This window comes from Janthinobacterium sp. PLB04 (assembly GCF_021165895.1).
GTDB lineage: Bacteria > Pseudomonadota > Gammaproteobacteria > Burkholderiales > Burkholderiaceae_D > Janthinobacterium > Janthinobacterium lividum.
Genome location: NZ_CP088968.1, coordinates 5,312,063 through 5,326,895 on the forward strand (window position 1 = coordinate 5,312,063; position 14,833 = coordinate 5,326,895).

The 14,833-nt window shown below is 60.0% G+C and carries 12 protein-coding genes; 11 read left to right on the plus strand and 1 reads right to left on the minus strand.

The genetic code is table 11. The annotated features are described in order from the left end of the window. The first annotated feature begins 91 nt into the window (after positions 1-91). The 3 genes from gmk to LSO07_RS23440 all read left to right on the plus strand — a co-directional run bounded on the left by gmk (position 92) and on the right by LSO07_RS23440 (position 3,358). Positions 92-730 (plus strand): guanylate kinase, encoded by a 639-nt coding sequence (gene gmk / locus LSO07_RS23430; protein WP_080753685.1) that lies wholly within the window; start codon positions 92-94, stop codon positions 728-730. A gap of 60 nt (positions 731-790) precedes the next feature. Continuing rightward, the gene (rpoZ, locus tag LSO07_RS23435) at positions 791-994 is read left to right on the plus strand and encodes a DNA-directed RNA polymerase subunit omega (RefSeq protein ID WP_010400723.1); all 204 of its coding nucleotides are present in this window, start codon (positions 791-793) and stop codon (positions 992-994) included. An 81-nt stretch (positions 995-1,075) separates the two neighbouring features. After that, positions 1,076-3,358, plus strand: a complete 2,283-nt coding sequence (locus LSO07_RS23440) for a RelA/SpoT family protein (RefSeq protein ID WP_151096700.1) — start codon at positions 1,076-1,078, stop codon at positions 3,356-3,358. Between the two features lie 55 nt (positions 3,359-3,413). Here LSO07_RS23440 and greB read toward each other — a convergent pair whose 3' ends face one another. Next, positions 3,414-3,980: a transcription elongation factor GreB gene (gene greB / locus LSO07_RS23445; protein ID WP_151096701.1), complete on the minus strand. Its 567-nt coding sequence runs from the start codon at positions 3,978-3,980 to the stop codon at positions 3,414-3,416. Positions 3,981-4,095: 115 nt separating this feature from the next. Here greB and LSO07_RS23450 point away from each other — a divergent pair, with 115 nt between their 5' ends. The 8 genes from LSO07_RS23450 (at position 4,096) to fliD (ending at position 14,825) form a co-directional block, all read left to right on the plus strand. Further along, positions 4,096-4,683, plus strand: a complete 588-nt coding sequence (locus LSO07_RS23450; protein WP_070259339.1) for a hypothetical protein — start codon at positions 4,096-4,098, stop codon at positions 4,681-4,683. A 17-nt stretch (positions 4,684-4,700) separates the two neighbouring features. After that, positions 4,701-6,209, plus strand: a complete 1,509-nt coding sequence (locus LSO07_RS23455; RefSeq protein WP_225317401.1) for a sensor histidine kinase — start codon at positions 4,701-4,703, stop codon at positions 6,207-6,209. A gap of 23 nt (positions 6,210-6,232) precedes the next feature. Beyond that, complete coding sequence (locus LSO07_RS23460; protein WP_034753998.1) at positions 6,233-6,880, plus strand: response regulator; 648 nt, start codon at positions 6,233-6,235, stop codon at positions 6,878-6,880. 201 nt (positions 6,881-7,081) lie between these two features. Next, positions 7,082-8,653 carry a GGDEF domain-containing protein gene (locus tag LSO07_RS23465; RefSeq protein WP_151097914.1) on the plus strand — a complete coding sequence of 524 codons (1,572 nt, stop codon included), beginning with the start codon at positions 7,082-7,084 and terminating at the stop codon, positions 8,651-8,653. Positions 8,654-8,866: 213 nt separating this feature from the next. Continuing rightward, positions 8,867-9,523: a PEP-CTERM sorting domain-containing protein gene (locus tag LSO07_RS23470; RefSeq protein ID WP_225317402.1), complete on the plus strand. Its 657-nt coding sequence runs from the start codon at positions 8,867-8,869 to the stop codon at positions 9,521-9,523. Between the two features lie 478 nt (positions 9,524-10,001). After that, positions 10,002-11,471 (plus strand): flagellin N-terminal helical domain-containing protein, encoded by a 1,470-nt coding sequence (locus LSO07_RS23475; protein WP_151096703.1) that lies wholly within the window; start codon positions 10,002-10,004, stop codon positions 11,469-11,471. Between the two features lie 84 nt (positions 11,472-11,555). Further along, positions 11,556-11,918 carry a flagellar protein FlaG gene (locus LSO07_RS23480; RefSeq protein WP_151096704.1) on the plus strand — a complete coding sequence of 121 codons (363 nt, stop codon included), beginning with the start codon at positions 11,556-11,558 and terminating at the stop codon, positions 11,916-11,918. A 231-nt stretch (positions 11,919-12,149) separates the two neighbouring features. Then, positions 12,150-14,825 carry a flagellar filament capping protein FliD gene (fliD, locus tag LSO07_RS23485; RefSeq protein WP_225317403.1) on the plus strand — a complete coding sequence of 892 codons (2,676 nt, stop codon included), beginning with the start codon at positions 12,150-12,152 and terminating at the stop codon, positions 14,823-14,825. Positions 14,826-14,833: the final 8 nt, after the last annotated feature.

Genomic DNA, 14,833 nt, shown 5'->3' on the forward strand with positions numbered 1-14,833 from the left:
GCTCACCGCCTTGCCTCTTGGTAAAATACCGGATTGGGCGGCGCCCGTGCAAGCGCAAACGCCGCCATCACACGCATATGGAAAGATCCGCATGAGCCACCCTACCGCCTTCTCCGGCAGCCTGTTCGTGGTCGCCGCGCCATCGGGCGCCGGCAAATCGACACTGGTCAATGCATTGCTGGCGCAAGAGCCCGGCATCAAATTGTCGATCTCGACCACCACGCGCGCCCCCCGTCCGGGCGAGCAGCACGGCCGCGAGTACTATTTCACGACGGCGGAAGACTTTGTCGCGCGTGCCGACCAGGGCGAATTCCTGGAATGGGCGGAAGTCCATGGCAATTACTACGGCACCTCGCGCATCATGGTGGAACAGCAAATGGCCGCCGGCACCGACATCCTGCTGGAAATCGACTGGCAAGGCGCGCGCCAGGTGCGCAAGCAATTCCCCCGCGCGGCCGGCATTTTCATCCTGCCGCCATCGATCGATGCGCTGGAAGAACGCTTGAACAAGCGCGGCCAGGACGAGCCGCACGTGATCACGCGCCGCCTGCTGGCGGCTGGCGGCGAAATCGCACACGCTCCCGAGTTCGAGTATGTTATTATCAATGAAGAGTTTACGGTCGCTTTGTCCGAACTGAGCGCGATCGTGAGAGCGGCCCGTTGCCGGTTTGCGCAACAAGCGGCCCGCAACGCATCGCTATTCGCCCAGCTGGGCCTGCACGCAGAGTAATTAGTCTGCACGCCAGTTCATACAGCGCCCCGCACCACGCATAAAAATTTAGGAGTTACTATGGCCCGTATCACAATCGAAGATTGCCTGAAGCAGATCCCTAACCGTTTTCAGCTGACCCTGGCTGCGACTTATCGCGCACGTCAGTTGTTGCAAGGCCACACCCCAAAGGTGGAAGCCAAGGACAAGCCTACCGTTGTCGCACTGCGTGAAATCGCTGCCGGTAAAGTCGGCATCGAAATGCTGAAAAAGGTCCCGATGTAGTGGGAAGCCGCGTGCCGGAACAGTGCTGACCCCTGGTTCTACCGTATCCTTTATTCACACTGTGAAGCAACGCGACGTTTTATGAGTCTGACCCCAGCCGACACGACTTCCGCAGCACTGCCGTCCCTGGCCTCGCGCCAGGCGGCAAAATCGCAGGGCGCTTCCGCGCCCGGCACCGGCACGTCCGGCAGCAACACCCCCGCTGCACCGCCAGCGCCCGCCTTGGGCGTGGCCTCCGTCAGCCACCTGGCCGACAAACTGGCCGAATACCTTTCCCCTGCCGACCTGAAAAAAGTCAAGGAAGCCTACCGCTTCTCCGACGAAATGCACCTGGGCCAGATGCGTCGCTCGGGCGAGCCGTATATCTCGCATCCGATCGCCGTCGCCGAAATCTGCGCCGACTGGAAGCTCGACGCGCAAGCCATCATGGCCGCCCTGCTGCATGACGTGATGGAAGACCAGGACGTCAAGAAGGATGAATTGATCGAGCGCTTCGGCGCACCCGTGGCGCACCTGGTCGACGGCCTGTCGAAGCTGGAAAAGATCGAATTCCAGAGCCAGATCGAAGCGCAGGCGGAAAACTTCCGCAAGATGCTGCTGGCCATGGCGTCCGACGTGCGCGTGATCCTGATCAAGCTGGCCGACCGCCTGCACAATATGCGCACGCTGGATTTCATGACGGCGGCAAAAAAGCGCCGCATCGCCAGCGAGACCATGGAAGTGTACGTGCCGATCGCGCACCGCCTCGGCCTGAACAATATCTACCACGAACTGCAGGACCTGTCGTTCTCGCACCTTTACCCGATGCGCTACCGCACCTTGGCGAAAGCCGTCAAGGCGGCGCGCGGCAACCGGCGCGAAGTGGTCAACAAGATCATGGAAGCGGTGAAAAGCACCCTGTCCATGGCCGAGCTCGAGGCCGACGTCACGGGCCGCGAAAAGACCCTGTACGACATCTATAAGAAGATGCGCAGCAAGCATTTGTCGTTCTCGCAAGTGCTGGACGTGTACGGCTTCCGCGTGGTGGTCGGCAGCTTTGCCGACTGTTACGTGACCCTGGGCACCCTGCACAGCCTGTACAAGCCCATGCCGGGTAAGTTCAAGGATTACATCGCGATCCGCAAACTGAACGGCTACCAGTCGCTGCACACGACCGTCATCGGTCCCTACGGCACGCCCGTCGAATTCCAGATCCGCACCCAGGAAATGCACCGCACGGCCGAATCCGGCGTAGCGGCGCATTGGCTGTACAAGAGCGGCGAATCGAACCCGTCCGATCTGCAGCAGCGCACCCATGCGTGGCTGCAATCCTTGCTCGACATTCAGCAGCAGACGGGCGACTCGGCCGAATTCCTCGAACACGTCAAGGTCGACCTGTTCCCCGATTCCGTCTACGTATTTACGCCGAAGTCGAAAATCATCGCCCTGCCGCGCGGCGCCACGGCCATCGACTTCGCCTACTCGATCCATACGGGCATCGGCGACCAGACCGTGGCCGTCAAGATCAACAACGAAACCTCGCCCCTGCGCACCGAGTTGCACAATGGCGACATTGTCGAGATCATCACCGATTCCTCGTCGCGCCCCAGCCCGACCTGGCTGTCATTCGTGCGTACAGGCAAGGCCCGTTCGGCCATCCGCCACCATTTGCGCACGATCAACCTGCCTGAATCGATCGCCCTGGGCCAGCAATTGCTGTCACAGGCGCTGCACACCCTGAACATCGACGCCGACCTGCCGACGCCATTGATCGAACGCCTGCTCAACGAATCGAGCGCCAATTCCATGGACGAGTTGTACGCGGACATCGGCATCGGCAAGCGCATGGCCACCCTGGTGGCGCGCCATATCTTCGGCCTGATCGGCGGCGAAGCGGCCAGCATGCCGGTGGAACACAATAGCGGCAGCGAGCTCGACCCCGTCACCATCTGCGGCAGCGAAGGCGTTTCAGTACAACTGGCGCCATGCTGCCTGCCGATCCCGGGCGACCAGATTATCGGCCAGCTGCGCCGCGACCAGGGGCTGCTGGTACACACGAGCGACTGCTCGCAAGCGAAGCGCCAGCGCGCCAAGGAACCGGACCGCTGGATCGCCGTGCGCTGGGGAACCGAACTGAACCGTCGCTTCGACTGCCGCATCAAGGTGCTGATCAACAGCGAACGGGGCATCCTCGCCCGCGTGGCCGCCGAAATCGGCGAGTCCGACGCCAACATCATCTATGTCGGTATGGACGAAGACAAGGACAACGTCCTCGACCAGCTGCGCTTCACCGTGCAAGTCAAGGACAGGGTCCACCTGGCCGCCCTGCTGCGCAATGTGCGCCGGGTAGCCGGGGTCAATAGGATATTGCGCGAACGCAACTAGAAAACGGCTGGCCAGATTCTCTGCCCAGCCGTTTTTTCATGCGGAACACATCAATTCAAGTCTCCCCAGGCGCCGGATACGTCACTTCCAGCAACTCCAGTTCCTGCTCGCCCAGCGGTGTGGTGAGGGTGATTACGTCGCCTTCGCGCGCCTTGGTGATGGTGCGGGCCATGGGCGAGATCCAGCTGATCTTGCCGTTCAGGGGGTCGAATTCATCGATGCCGACGATGGTGATCGTGTGCGTTTCGCCGTCGCTGGTGCGGTAAGTTACCGTGGCGCCGAAAAACACCTGATCGTTGCCATGGTGCACGCTGGGGTCGACGATGGCGGCCAGGTCCATGCGTTTCGTCAGGAAGCGGATGCGGCGATCGATTTCGCGCAGGCGCCGCTTGCCGTAGATATAGTCGCCATTTTCCGAACGGTCGCCATTCGACGCCGCCCAATGGACGATGCGCACGACTTCCGGACGGTCGACGTCGATCAGCTGCAGCAGCTCATCCTTGATGCGCTGGTAACCGGCCGGCGTGATGTAGTTCTTGGCGCCGGCGGGAATGGCCAGCGCCAGCGCGGCCGCTTCTTCATCGTCGTCGTTGTCGGATTCTTTTACAAAGGCTTTATTCATCTGCCTATTGTAGCCCTGCCAGGGACCCGCAGGCACACGGGATGCGGGGGCAGACGGGCTTTTTTGACGTATCATCGTGGCAATCGCGGCAAACCTGCGCCGCACACGGAGACGGATGAAAAAATTCTACAGAGTCAGGCGCTGGCTGTTCGCCCCACTGGTCTACCTGGCCGCCATCTTCCTGCTGATCGAGGAATGGCTGTGGGCGACCGGGGCGCGCATCATGCAGGTGGTGGCGCAATTTCCGCCCCTGCATGCACTGGAAGCGTGGATCAGGCGCCTGCCGCCGTACTGGGCGCTGGCCATCTTCGTGCTGCCGGCCGTACTGCTGTTTCCCGTCAAGCTGCTGGCCCTGCTGGCGATCGCGCGCGGCCATGCGTTTTCCGGCATCGGCGTGATCGTCATTGCCAAGCTGGGTGGCGCGGCCGCCGTGGCCCGCCTGTACAGCCTGACGCGTCCCACTCTCCTGACCTTGCCGTGGTTTGCGCGCTGGCATGGCCTGTTCATGGAAACCAAGGACCGCTGGATCGCCCGCCTGCGCGCCACGCGTCCGTGGCGCAGGATCAGCCGCCTGTCGGCCACGCTGGGCCGCGCCCGCCGTGCTTGGTGGCAACGCTTGCGCAAAGGCACGCCAGGCCGGCATAATTCCCGCCCAGCCAGGGTGCTGCGCCGCTTCGCCGCCTTCTGGCGCGCCCGCCGCTGATGAAGAAAGACGACTCCATGCACGACACTCTCCAGCTGGCCCCCGCCATGCGCGCGGCGGCGCCGGAAATCTACCTGTACGACTCTGCCAGCTTGCAATTGCTCGATGCCAACGACGCCGCCTGCGACAACTTGCAGTACACGCGCCAGGAATTGCTGGCGATGACGCCGTTCACGCTGGCGCCGCAGCTTGACGCGCAGCACTTGGCCGCCGTGCTGGCGGCCCTGGACGACAGCATCGGCGCGCAAGCCCGGCTGCATGTACAGCAGCGCCGCCGCGATGGCAGCCTGTATTCGCTCAGCCTGCAACTGTCGCGCGCCAGCCGCCAGGGACGCGCCCTGCTCCTGGCCGAGGGCGAAGACTTGCACACGCCGCAGGCGACGGCGGCCGCCCTGGCGCAGGTGCAGTCACGCTTCAACGCCATCGTCTCGAATACGCCTGGCCTCGTGTACCAGTTCTGCCTGCATGCGGATGGCCGTGCATCCTTCGCCTACCTGAGCGACGGTTGCCAGGCCCTGCTGGGCCTGGGGCCGGCACAGCTGCATGCGCGTCCGGAACTGTTCTATCAATTGATACTGGCCGACGACCGCGCCTCGTATCTGGAATCGATGCAGGCCTCAAAAAACGCCTTGTGGAGCTGGAACTGGGAAGGCCGCATCTGGATCGATGCCTGGAAAGACGTCAAATGGATCAACCTGCGCTCCACGCCGCGCGCGCTGGCCGACGGCACGGTGCAGTGGGAAGGCATCATGACGAATATCACGGAAAGCCGGCTGGAACAGATCGAAGTGCGCCAGTCGCGCGCCCGCCTGGCCGAGCTGACTGCGCATATCGACAAGGTCAAGGAACACGAACGCACGCGCCTGGCGCGCGAACTGCACGATGACCTGGGCGGCAATCTGACGGCGATCAAGATGGCGCTGGCCATGCTGGCGCGCCGCCTGCCGCCGGACGACCCGCTGCTGCAGGAAAAGGCCGACTATGTCGATGCCCTGGTCGACCGCAGCATCGACGCCGTGCACCGCATTTCGCTGGACTTGCGCCCCTCCATGCTGGACCTGGGCCTGGTCGCCGCGCTGGATTGGCAAGTGAAGGAATTCGCGCGCCAGGCCGGCATCGAATGCCAGTTCATGTCGAACCGCCAGCACATCGAACTGGAACTGGACCAGGCGACCAGCCTGTTCCGCATCGCCCAGGAAGCGCTGACGAATATCGCCAAGCATGCGCAGGCGAGCAAGGTCAGCGTGCGCCTGGCCCGGCAGCGCCAGCATCTGCGCCTGACCATCGCCGACAATGGCGTCGGCATGCGCCTGTCCGACCGCGCCAAGCCGCAATCGTTCGGCATCCGCGGCATGGCCGAGCGCGCCAGCGCGCTGGGCGGCACCCTGAGCCTGATGGACGGGCCGGACGGCGGCACCATCCTGAGCATAAAAATCCGGCTGACCACGCCGCGAGAGGCGATAATAGCGGCTGCAGCCAGTGCGCCCGCGCACAGCGGGCCGCCACCAGAAGCGGCCAGTGGGTGAATTAGATAGGAAACAACGCAGTCATGAAAGAAAAAGCCACCATCCGGGTATTCATCGCCGACGATCACGCGATCGTGCGCGAGGGCTTGAAACAAATCCTCGCCGATACCAAGGACATCATCGTGGCCGGCGAGGCTGAAAATGGCCACGACGCCATCAAACTGTTCCGCGGCTCGAAATGCCAGGTGTTGCTGCTCGACATCTCCCTGCCCGACCGCAGCGGTATCGAGGTGCTCAAGCAGATCAAGAAGGAAAAGCCGGAACTGGCCGTGCTGATGCTTTCCATGCACCGCGAGGACCAGTACGCCATCCGTTCGCTCAAGGCGGGCGCGGCCGGCTACCTGACGAAACAGAGCGCGCCGCGCGAACTGGTCACGGCCATCCGCCAGGTGGCGCAGGGCTTGAAATACATCAGCGCCTCACTTGCGCAGGAACTGGCCAACACGGTGGGCGAAGACCACGAAACGGCCTTGCACGATACCCTGTCGGACCGCGAATACCAGACCCTGGTCATGATCGCCTCGGGCAAGGCCGTGGGCGCCATCGCCGAAGAGCTGAAATTGTCCGTGAAAACCGTCAGCGAATACCGCGCCCGCCTGCTGGTCAAGATGAAACTCAAGAACAGTGCCGAACTGACACATTACGCCATCCGCAACCAGCTGGTGGATTGATGGCAAAGCGGCATGCATGCTGGCATCGGGCGAATTGACAGGACTTCTCCTTGCTTCTCGCACAATAAGTTCTTTGCCAACTCGCATATCATGAGGATAATGAGAAATATCTAAAAAGGCTGTGCCTACATGTCCAGTAAATTGCCCTCTTCACCAGCAAGCGCTCCCGCTGGCGCCACGAGTACTGCCGCCGCTGCGGCGATGAACCCGGCCGATATCGCCCGCGAAGCGTTTCGCCGCCTGGCCACCCGCCGCATCGCCCCCACGCCGAGCGCCTACCGCGATATCTACAATGAAATCGCCGGCATCAGCGAACCGGCGGAGACGCCCGGCGCGCCCGCCGCCGTGTTGGCCGCCAGCGCCAATGTGGAAAGTGGCGCGGAAAACGTCCTGACGCAGTTTGCCGCCAAGATGAGCGAATCGACGGGCGAACTGGGCGACTTTGGCAGGCGTTTCCAGCGCGCCCTGAAAGCGCGCGACTGGGACAGCTATGCGCGCACCCTGGCACAACTGGCGGAAAAACAGGTCAAGAAAGGCGGCGGCATCGAATTGCCGCCCCTGCCGGACGGCGAACAGACGCGCACCCTGCGCGAATTGCTCAGCCGCACCCTGGGCTTTGCCGTCGCCACCTTGCTGACGGGAACGCCCGCGCTGGTGGAAGAAGCCGAATCGCTGGGCGCGGCCATCAAGCTGGCCCACACGGAAGAAGCGCTGAACGAAGCGGCCCTGCGCCTGAAACAGCTGTGCTACCAGATCGAATTGAAAAGCGGCGACACGGCCGAACAGCAGGAATTGCTGCTGCGCCTGTTCAAGTTGCTGCTCGATAACGTCAGCCAGTTGCTCGACGACGACAGCTGGCTGCGCGGCCAGGTCGATGCCGTGCAAAACCTGATCGCCGGCCCGCTCGACCAGCGCGCGCTGGAAGACGCCACGCGCAGCCTGAAGGAAGTCATCTACAAGCAAGGCCAGCTCAAGCACAGCCTGTCCGACGTCAAGCTGACGGTCAAGAACATGATGATGACCTTCATCGACCGCCTGGGGCAAGTGGCGGCCAGCACGGGCGACTTCCATGAAAAGATCGGCGGCTATTCGGAAAAGATCAGCCAGGCGGAAAATATCAGCGAACTGAACAGCGTTCTCGACGAAGTCTTGCGCGAAACGCGCATGGTGCAGAACGAAGCCTTGCGCGCACGCGACAAGATGGTGCTGGCGCGCCAGGAAGTGCAGGATGCGGAACAGCGCATCCACACGCTGGAAGCGAAGCTCCAGCATATGAGCGAACTGGTGCGGGAAGACCAGCTGACGGGCAGCCTGAACCGCCGTGGCCTGGACGACGTGTTCGAGCGCGAGACGGCACGCTCCGACCGCCGCGGCACGCCGCTGTGCATCGCCATGCTGGACCTGGACGATTTCAAGCGCCTGAACGACACGTATGGCCACCTGGCTGGCGATGCGGCGCTGAAACACCTAGTGAAGATCGTCAAGGAAACCCTGCGCTCGATGGACGTCATCGCCCGCTTCGGCGGCGAGGAATTCCTCATCCTGCTGCCGGAAACCACGGTCGAGGCGGCATCATCGACGATGACGCGCTTGCAGCGCGAGCTGACCCGGCATTTCTTCCTGCACGACAACGAAAAGGTCTTGATCACCTTTTCCGCCGGCGTGGCCCTGCGCCTGCCCAACGAAGACCAGGCCGAGCTGGTCAAGCGCGCCGACCGCGCCATGTACCAGGCCAAGCAGACGGGCAAGAACCGGGTGGTGGTGGCGGACTGAGTTCCATGCGGTGCGCAGCAACGCACTGCATCTCGATGATCTTGTCTAGAACACGACCGCCCTACAAATTGCAAAAAAACTACGGCTTTTTGACAATTTAATTAACAATATGAAATAGCAGTCGCATTTTTCAATGCGGGAGGATTAAACACGCCAAAATAATTTCATTTAAAGCAATAATTTCATTAAGCCAACCACTTCAAAGCATGCCACATGAAAAAAGATCTACTTAACAGCGTTAAAAATAAAGCATCGACCAAGGTAATCGCGCTCGCCATCTTCATGGCTACCATCATGCCGGCAGCCTCCCAGGCGGCGGTCGAAGAAATTTCCCTTTCAAGCAGCAAGCATCTATCGACTTTTTACAACAACGGCACCACAAATACCTACGATAATGGTGGCGTTGGGGCTGTCTTTGGCGGTGGGTACACCCGTCTGTATGAAAAATTTATTTTGCCCGCCTACGATCCCTCCATCACCCTGACATCCGGACTTTTATGGACACCGGTAACCTCCCGTAGCATGGAGGTGTATCTGACCGATGGTAATTGGGTATCCTTTAATTACTATACCGCTCCGAAAACCATCGGAGGATTGGTAGCAAAGACAGCAACCAATATAAACCAAAATAAACCCATCGACCTGACTGAATATCTGAACAAGGCGTACCAGAATGGCACGCCAGTGGGATTCATGATGAAGTCCGCCATCGAGGGACAAAACTGGACTGACGCCACCATTTTCCCCTCAGGTGCTCAAAAGTTGTCCCTGACATTTACTTCCGCGGTTCCCGAACCCGAAACTTATGCCATGTTCCTCGCAGGTTTAGGCTTGATGGGTTTTATCCTGCGACGCAAGCAGAAATCCTGAACACAACAACTGGCTAATGGCAAGCTTTCGCTTGCCCGACACGAACCATATGTTCACCGTATCACGTCAGCCCTGATCACCTTTTCGGCAGCGTAGCCTTACGCCTCCCCAGCTAAAGCCAAGATGTGAACGACTGAACCCTGCCCGTTCCGTCACATGCCGTCCCGCCACCCGGCCGGACGGCATTTTTCATAATAAAAATAACAACATTAGTCTGCACTGCAATCCGCTACGACCGTCTGCGCGATATGAAAATAAAACTATTTTCACCCTCAAGTTTCTTTAAATCATGTCGTCTAGCGCGCGGCCGGCGACAAACTGAAGGGCTAAAAATTAAAATTTAAAGCACTTTTCGCCATAAATTTTCCCGCAGAGCAACCGTTACCCTAAACAACAGCGGCTTGATTGTCCCGGAACAGCGGGGCAGGCCAAAGTGACTAGCACATAGCGCAATGTAGTACCTGTCTGGAGAATTATCATGGCTGCAGTAATTAACACCAACATCGCTTCCCTGAACTCGCAACGCAACCTGTCGACCTCGCAATCGGCCTTGAGCACATCGCTGCAACGCCTGTCCTCCGGCTTGCGCATCAACAGTGCCAAGGATGACGCTGCTGGTCTGGCGATTTCCGACCGTATGACGTCGCAAATCCGCGGCATGACCCAAGCAACCCGCAATGCAAACGACGGCGTCTCGCTGGCCCAAACGGCCGAAGGCGCACTGTCGAGCTCGGGCGACATCCTGCAACGTATCCGCGAACTGGCCGTGCAATCGTCGAACGCCACCAACTCGTCGAGCGACCGTCAGGCGCTGCAAACCGAAGTTGGCCAACTGAGCTCGGAACTGAACCGTATCGCCCAAACCACCTCGTTCAACGGCCAGGCGCTGCTGGACGGCACCATGGGTACGGCCAACTTCCAAGTCGGCGCCGATGCGAATCAGCTGATTTCGGCCAGTGGCGCGAACTTCCTGACGAACACCTACGGTAACAACCGTGTATCGAACGACTCGACCGCAGTCAAGGCCACCACCAATGCCGATGCCGCCACCAAGGATATCAAGATTTCCGGCTCGCTCGGTTCGGCAACCTACAAAACTACTGCCGCCACGGAAACGGCCAAAGGCATCGCTGCCGGCGTGAACAAAATGACCTCCAGCACTGGCGTGACGGCAACGGCCTCCACCGAAGCCAACCTGGCACTGGGTTCGAGCGAAGCGTATTCGATCGACGTCAAAGGTGACAACGGTACCGCCGTCACCGTCTCGTTCTCGGTTGGCGCAGGTCAATCGGCATCGGACTACGCTGCGGGTATCAACGCCTTCAACGCACAATCGGCAAAAACCGGCATCACCGCCGAATACGATTCGAAAAACGGCGGTATCAAACTGAACCATGCCACCGGCGCGGACATCAGCTTGGCCAACTCCGGCACGGTTGCAAATACAACGTTCGCCGTCGGCAGCTACAAGCACTCGGACAACACCGTGGTAGCCGGCGTCACACCGACGGCAGCTGCCGCTACGGCAGTCGTCAACGGCCACGTGACCTACGATTCGGACAGCAGCTTCGCCGTGACCGATGCTTCCGCATTCGCTACCGGCACGGGCGCCACCGGCGTATCGAAACTGAGCTCGGTCGCTGACATCGACGTCACCACGTTTGATGGTGCACAATCAGCACTGAAAGTTGCTGATGCAGCCCTGGCCCGCGTCAACGGCCAACGCGCCCAGTACGGTGCTTTGCAATCGCGCTTCTCGTCGGCGATTTCGAATCTGCAATCGACCACGGAAAACCTGTCCTCGTCGCGCAGCCGCATCGTCGATACCGACTTTGCTGCGGAAACGGCCAGCCTGACGCGCGGCCAGATCCTGCAACAAGCTGGTACCGCGATGTTGGCACAAGCGAACTCGCTGCCAAACGGCGTTCTGAGCCTGCTGCGCGGCTAATCTTCGATTAGCCTCACGACATCGCTGGACTCAGGTTCCCCTGCCGATTTTTTTCGGCAGGGGAATTTTCACTAGGAGAACACCATGGCTATTGAGACGATAGGGGCCGCCTCTGCGTCCCGAATCGACAAGAGTTACACCCCGGCAGATACTGCCCCCTCCCGCACGGCAACGGCCAGCAGCATTGGCGTAGCAACTGCACAGAAAAATGACCCGGAACCCAGCCGTGCGCAACTGGACCAGGCAGTATCGGAACTAAACCAGTCATCGCAGATCAAGACCCAGGGCCTGGAATTTGCCGTCGATGAAGATAGCCAGCGCACAGTGGTCAAAGTAATTGACCAGGAAACCAAGGAAGTCTTGCGGCAAATCCCGACTAAGGAAGCATTGGCGCTGGCCAAGGCCTTCGACTCGGCCAAAGGTTCCCTGATCAGCCAAAGTGCCTGAGGGATGAGCTTCTGCCCATATACGCCGCACAGTATCACCAGCATCCACACGGCACCAGGGTCCGATAAGCAGCATATCGGACCCCGTATTTTCATTGCGCCAACAACAAGTTTCCACATACCTCCTGCCGCTTTCTTTCCCGAATTGAAAACAGCGCGGTAAATCCCCCTCTCAAGTCCTGATCGATTCTGCCGATAACAGCTTATATTAGTGTTTTCCTAGGAGCATGTAGTGGCCATCACACCAACCTTATCCTCTCCAGGCATCGGCAACAGCACGCTGGATGTGAATGCCATCATCGAGAAGCTGATGGCGGCGGAAGCTGTGCCACTGGGCACCTACGACAAGAAAACCGCCTCGTACCAGGCAAAGCTGAGCGCGCTCGGCACCCTGAGCGGCACGATCAGCACCTTCCAGAATTCGCTTTCCTCCCTGAGCAAGACGGATAACTTCCGGGCCGTGTCGGCCACGCCGACCGATCCATTGATCCTGACGGCAACGGCGGGGGCCAAGGCCGTCGCCGGCAGTTACAACATCAACGTCAGTCAGATGGCGCAGGCGCAGACACTGACTACGGGTGGCATGTCGAGCAAGCTGTCGAATATCGGCCTCGGTGCCAAAACGACTATTTCCTTCCAGCTTGGATCGGTTGGTGGCGGTACGTTTGGCCTGGCCGGTACCAAGCTCGGTGGCAATACCTTGCTCACGGGCATTAACAATGGATCGTTGAGCATCAACGGCACGGCCATCCCCACCGATGCCACCACAAAAAGTGCGCGTGCGCTGGCCGAAGCGATCAATGCCAAGAGCAGCACGACCGGGGTCACGGCCACGGCGCAGCCGGTATCGTCCGACCCGACCATGTTCAGCGGCTTTGGCAATGTCAGTACGGGCGCGGGCAGCAGTTACTCGCTGTCTGTCGGCGGCGTCGAGATTTTCACGCAAGGTGAAAATACCGCGGCAGGCGCCGGCCTGACAGCTGGCAGCCTCGACACGACACTGGAAGGACCAAATGCCGTTTCGAACGCCTTGGCTGCGGCCAATATCACGGTCACCGGCAAGGCTGCGGACGGCACCCTGAAATTCACGCGGGCCGACGGTTCGAATCTGAACATTGAAGAAATCGTCACGGGCGATACCCGTGGCGGCATCGGGCTCGCGACCGGCGCCGTCAATGACGGTTCCAATATCACCATCGCCGGTTCGATCACGCTGGCGTCGAGCAACGCCAGCCCCATCATGATCGGCGGCAGCAACCCTGCCGCTGCAGGTTTGACAGCCGGCTCCGGCGGTGCTTATATGAATACCAACTTTACCCAGGACGGCAACCAGTCCACGGGTTCGGTTGTGATCGACTCGAGCAACAATACCCTGCAAGGCATTCGCGACGCCATCAACAACGCCGGACTGGGCGTAACGGCCAGCATCGTGTCGGACGGTACGGACAAGCCGTTCCATCTGGTGCTCGCGTCGACCAAGACAGGCGCCAGCTCGGCGATGAAAGTTACGCTAAGCGGCAGCGACGGCCAGCCAGCCGACAGTGCATTGACATCCCTGCTGGCGTATGACCCTTCCGGCGTACAAAACCTGAAGCAGAACAGCGCTGCGCAAAATACGCAGCTCAGCGTCAATGGCATTCCCATCACCAGTAGCTCGAACAGCATCGACAGTGCTATCGAGGGCGTAACCATCAACGTGGCGAAAATCGGTTCGACCAACCTGTCTGTATCAAAAGATATTTCTACCGTCAAGACAAGTATCAACACCTTCATCAAGGCATACAACGAGTTGAATACGGCGATGGCGAAACTGACATCGTACGATCCCGATACCAAGGCAGCTGGCTTGCTGCTGGGAGATTCCACTGCCCTGTCCATCCAGAGTCAGCTGCGCAAACAGATGGGTGCATCAATTACTGGACTGACAGGCAACCTGACGGCCCTTAGCCAGGTTGGTATTTCGTTTCAAAAAGATGGTAGCCTGAGCCTGGATACCACCAAGCTGGACAAGGCTATCGGCGAAAACTTTTCCGATGTGGCAGGCCTGTTCGCAGCCCTCGGCAAAACCACTGACAGCACGGTGTCCTTTACCAGTTCTACCTCGGCCACCAAGCCAGGCACCTACGCACTGAACGTGACGACCATGGCCAGCCAGGGGACGCTGAAAGGCAATACCGCCCTGCCCGCCAACACCGTCATTGGCAGCGACACCGTATGGAACGTAACCCTGAATGACAGCACGCCGGCGGTGGCGAAAAATACGGCAAAGGTCATCATTCCTGCGGGCAGCTATACCCCCACGCAGCTGGCCAGTCTGATTCAATCGTCGATCAATGGCATCAAGGCGTTTTCCGATACAGGCTCCTCGGTGGCTGCCACAATCGATGGCACTGGCAAGCTCAGCGTTGCATCAGCCCGCTATGGTTCCGTCTCCAATATCGCCATTTCCAACGGCACGGGTACTCCCATCGACGGCCTGTTCGGTGGTGCCACGCCAACCGTCGGCACCGACGTGGCCGGCACGATCGGCGGACAACCGGTGGTCGGTTCCGGCCAGAGCCTGACTGGTGCCGCAGGCTCGCCAGCGGAAGGTTTGAAAGTGGAAATTACCGGCGGCACCATCGGTGCACGCGGCAATATCAGTTTTTCCCAAGGCTACGCTTACCAGTTGAACAATCTGGCCACGTCCTTTCTTGGCACGGGCGGCATGATTACCAGCCGCAGCAAGGGCATAAACGATAGCATCACACAGGTGGCGGAGCAACGCCAGCGCTTCTCGGACAAGCTGAACGATATCGAGGCGCGCTATCGCGCCCAGTATTCACGCCTGGACGTGACGCTGAGCAAATTGGCGACCACCCAAACCTATTTGACCCAGCAGCTGGCCGCGATCGCCGCCAACCGCTAAGCGCTATC

Excerpts from the sequence above, each read along its gene's own strand:
- gmk (WP_080753685.1), top strand. The coding sequence starts at position 92 with ATGAGCCACCCTACCGCCTTCTCCGGCAGCCTGTTCGTGGTCGCCGCG.
- rpoZ (WP_010400723.1), top strand. The coding sequence starts at position 791 with ATGGCCCGTATCACAATCGAAGATTGCCTGAAGCAGATCCCTAACCGT.
- LSO07_RS23440 (WP_151096700.1), top strand. The coding sequence starts at position 1,076 with ATGAGTCTGACCCCAGCCGACACGACTTCCGCAGCACTGCCGTCCCTG.
- greB (WP_151096701.1), bottom strand. The coding sequence starts at position 3,980 with ATGAATAAAGCCTTTGTAAAAGAATCCGACAACGACGACGATGAAGAA.
- LSO07_RS23450 (WP_070259339.1), top strand. The coding sequence starts at position 4,096 with ATGAAAAAATTCTACAGAGTCAGGCGCTGGCTGTTCGCCCCACTGGTC.
- LSO07_RS23455 (WP_225317401.1), top strand. The coding sequence starts at position 4,701 with ATGCACGACACTCTCCAGCTGGCCCCCGCCATGCGCGCGGCGGCGCCG.
- LSO07_RS23460 (WP_034753998.1), top strand. The coding sequence starts at position 6,233 with ATGAAAGAAAAAGCCACCATCCGGGTATTCATCGCCGACGATCACGCG.
- LSO07_RS23465 (WP_151097914.1), top strand. The coding sequence starts at position 7,082 with ATGAACCCGGCCGATATCGCCCGCGAAGCGTTTCGCCGCCTGGCCACC.
- LSO07_RS23470 (WP_225317402.1), top strand. The coding sequence starts at position 8,867 with ATGAAAAAAGATCTACTTAACAGCGTTAAAAATAAAGCATCGACCAAG.
- LSO07_RS23475 (WP_151096703.1), top strand. The coding sequence starts at position 10,002 with ATGGCTGCAGTAATTAACACCAACATCGCTTCCCTGAACTCGCAACGC.
- LSO07_RS23480 (WP_151096704.1), top strand. The coding sequence starts at position 11,556 with ATGGCTATTGAGACGATAGGGGCCGCCTCTGCGTCCCGAATCGACAAG.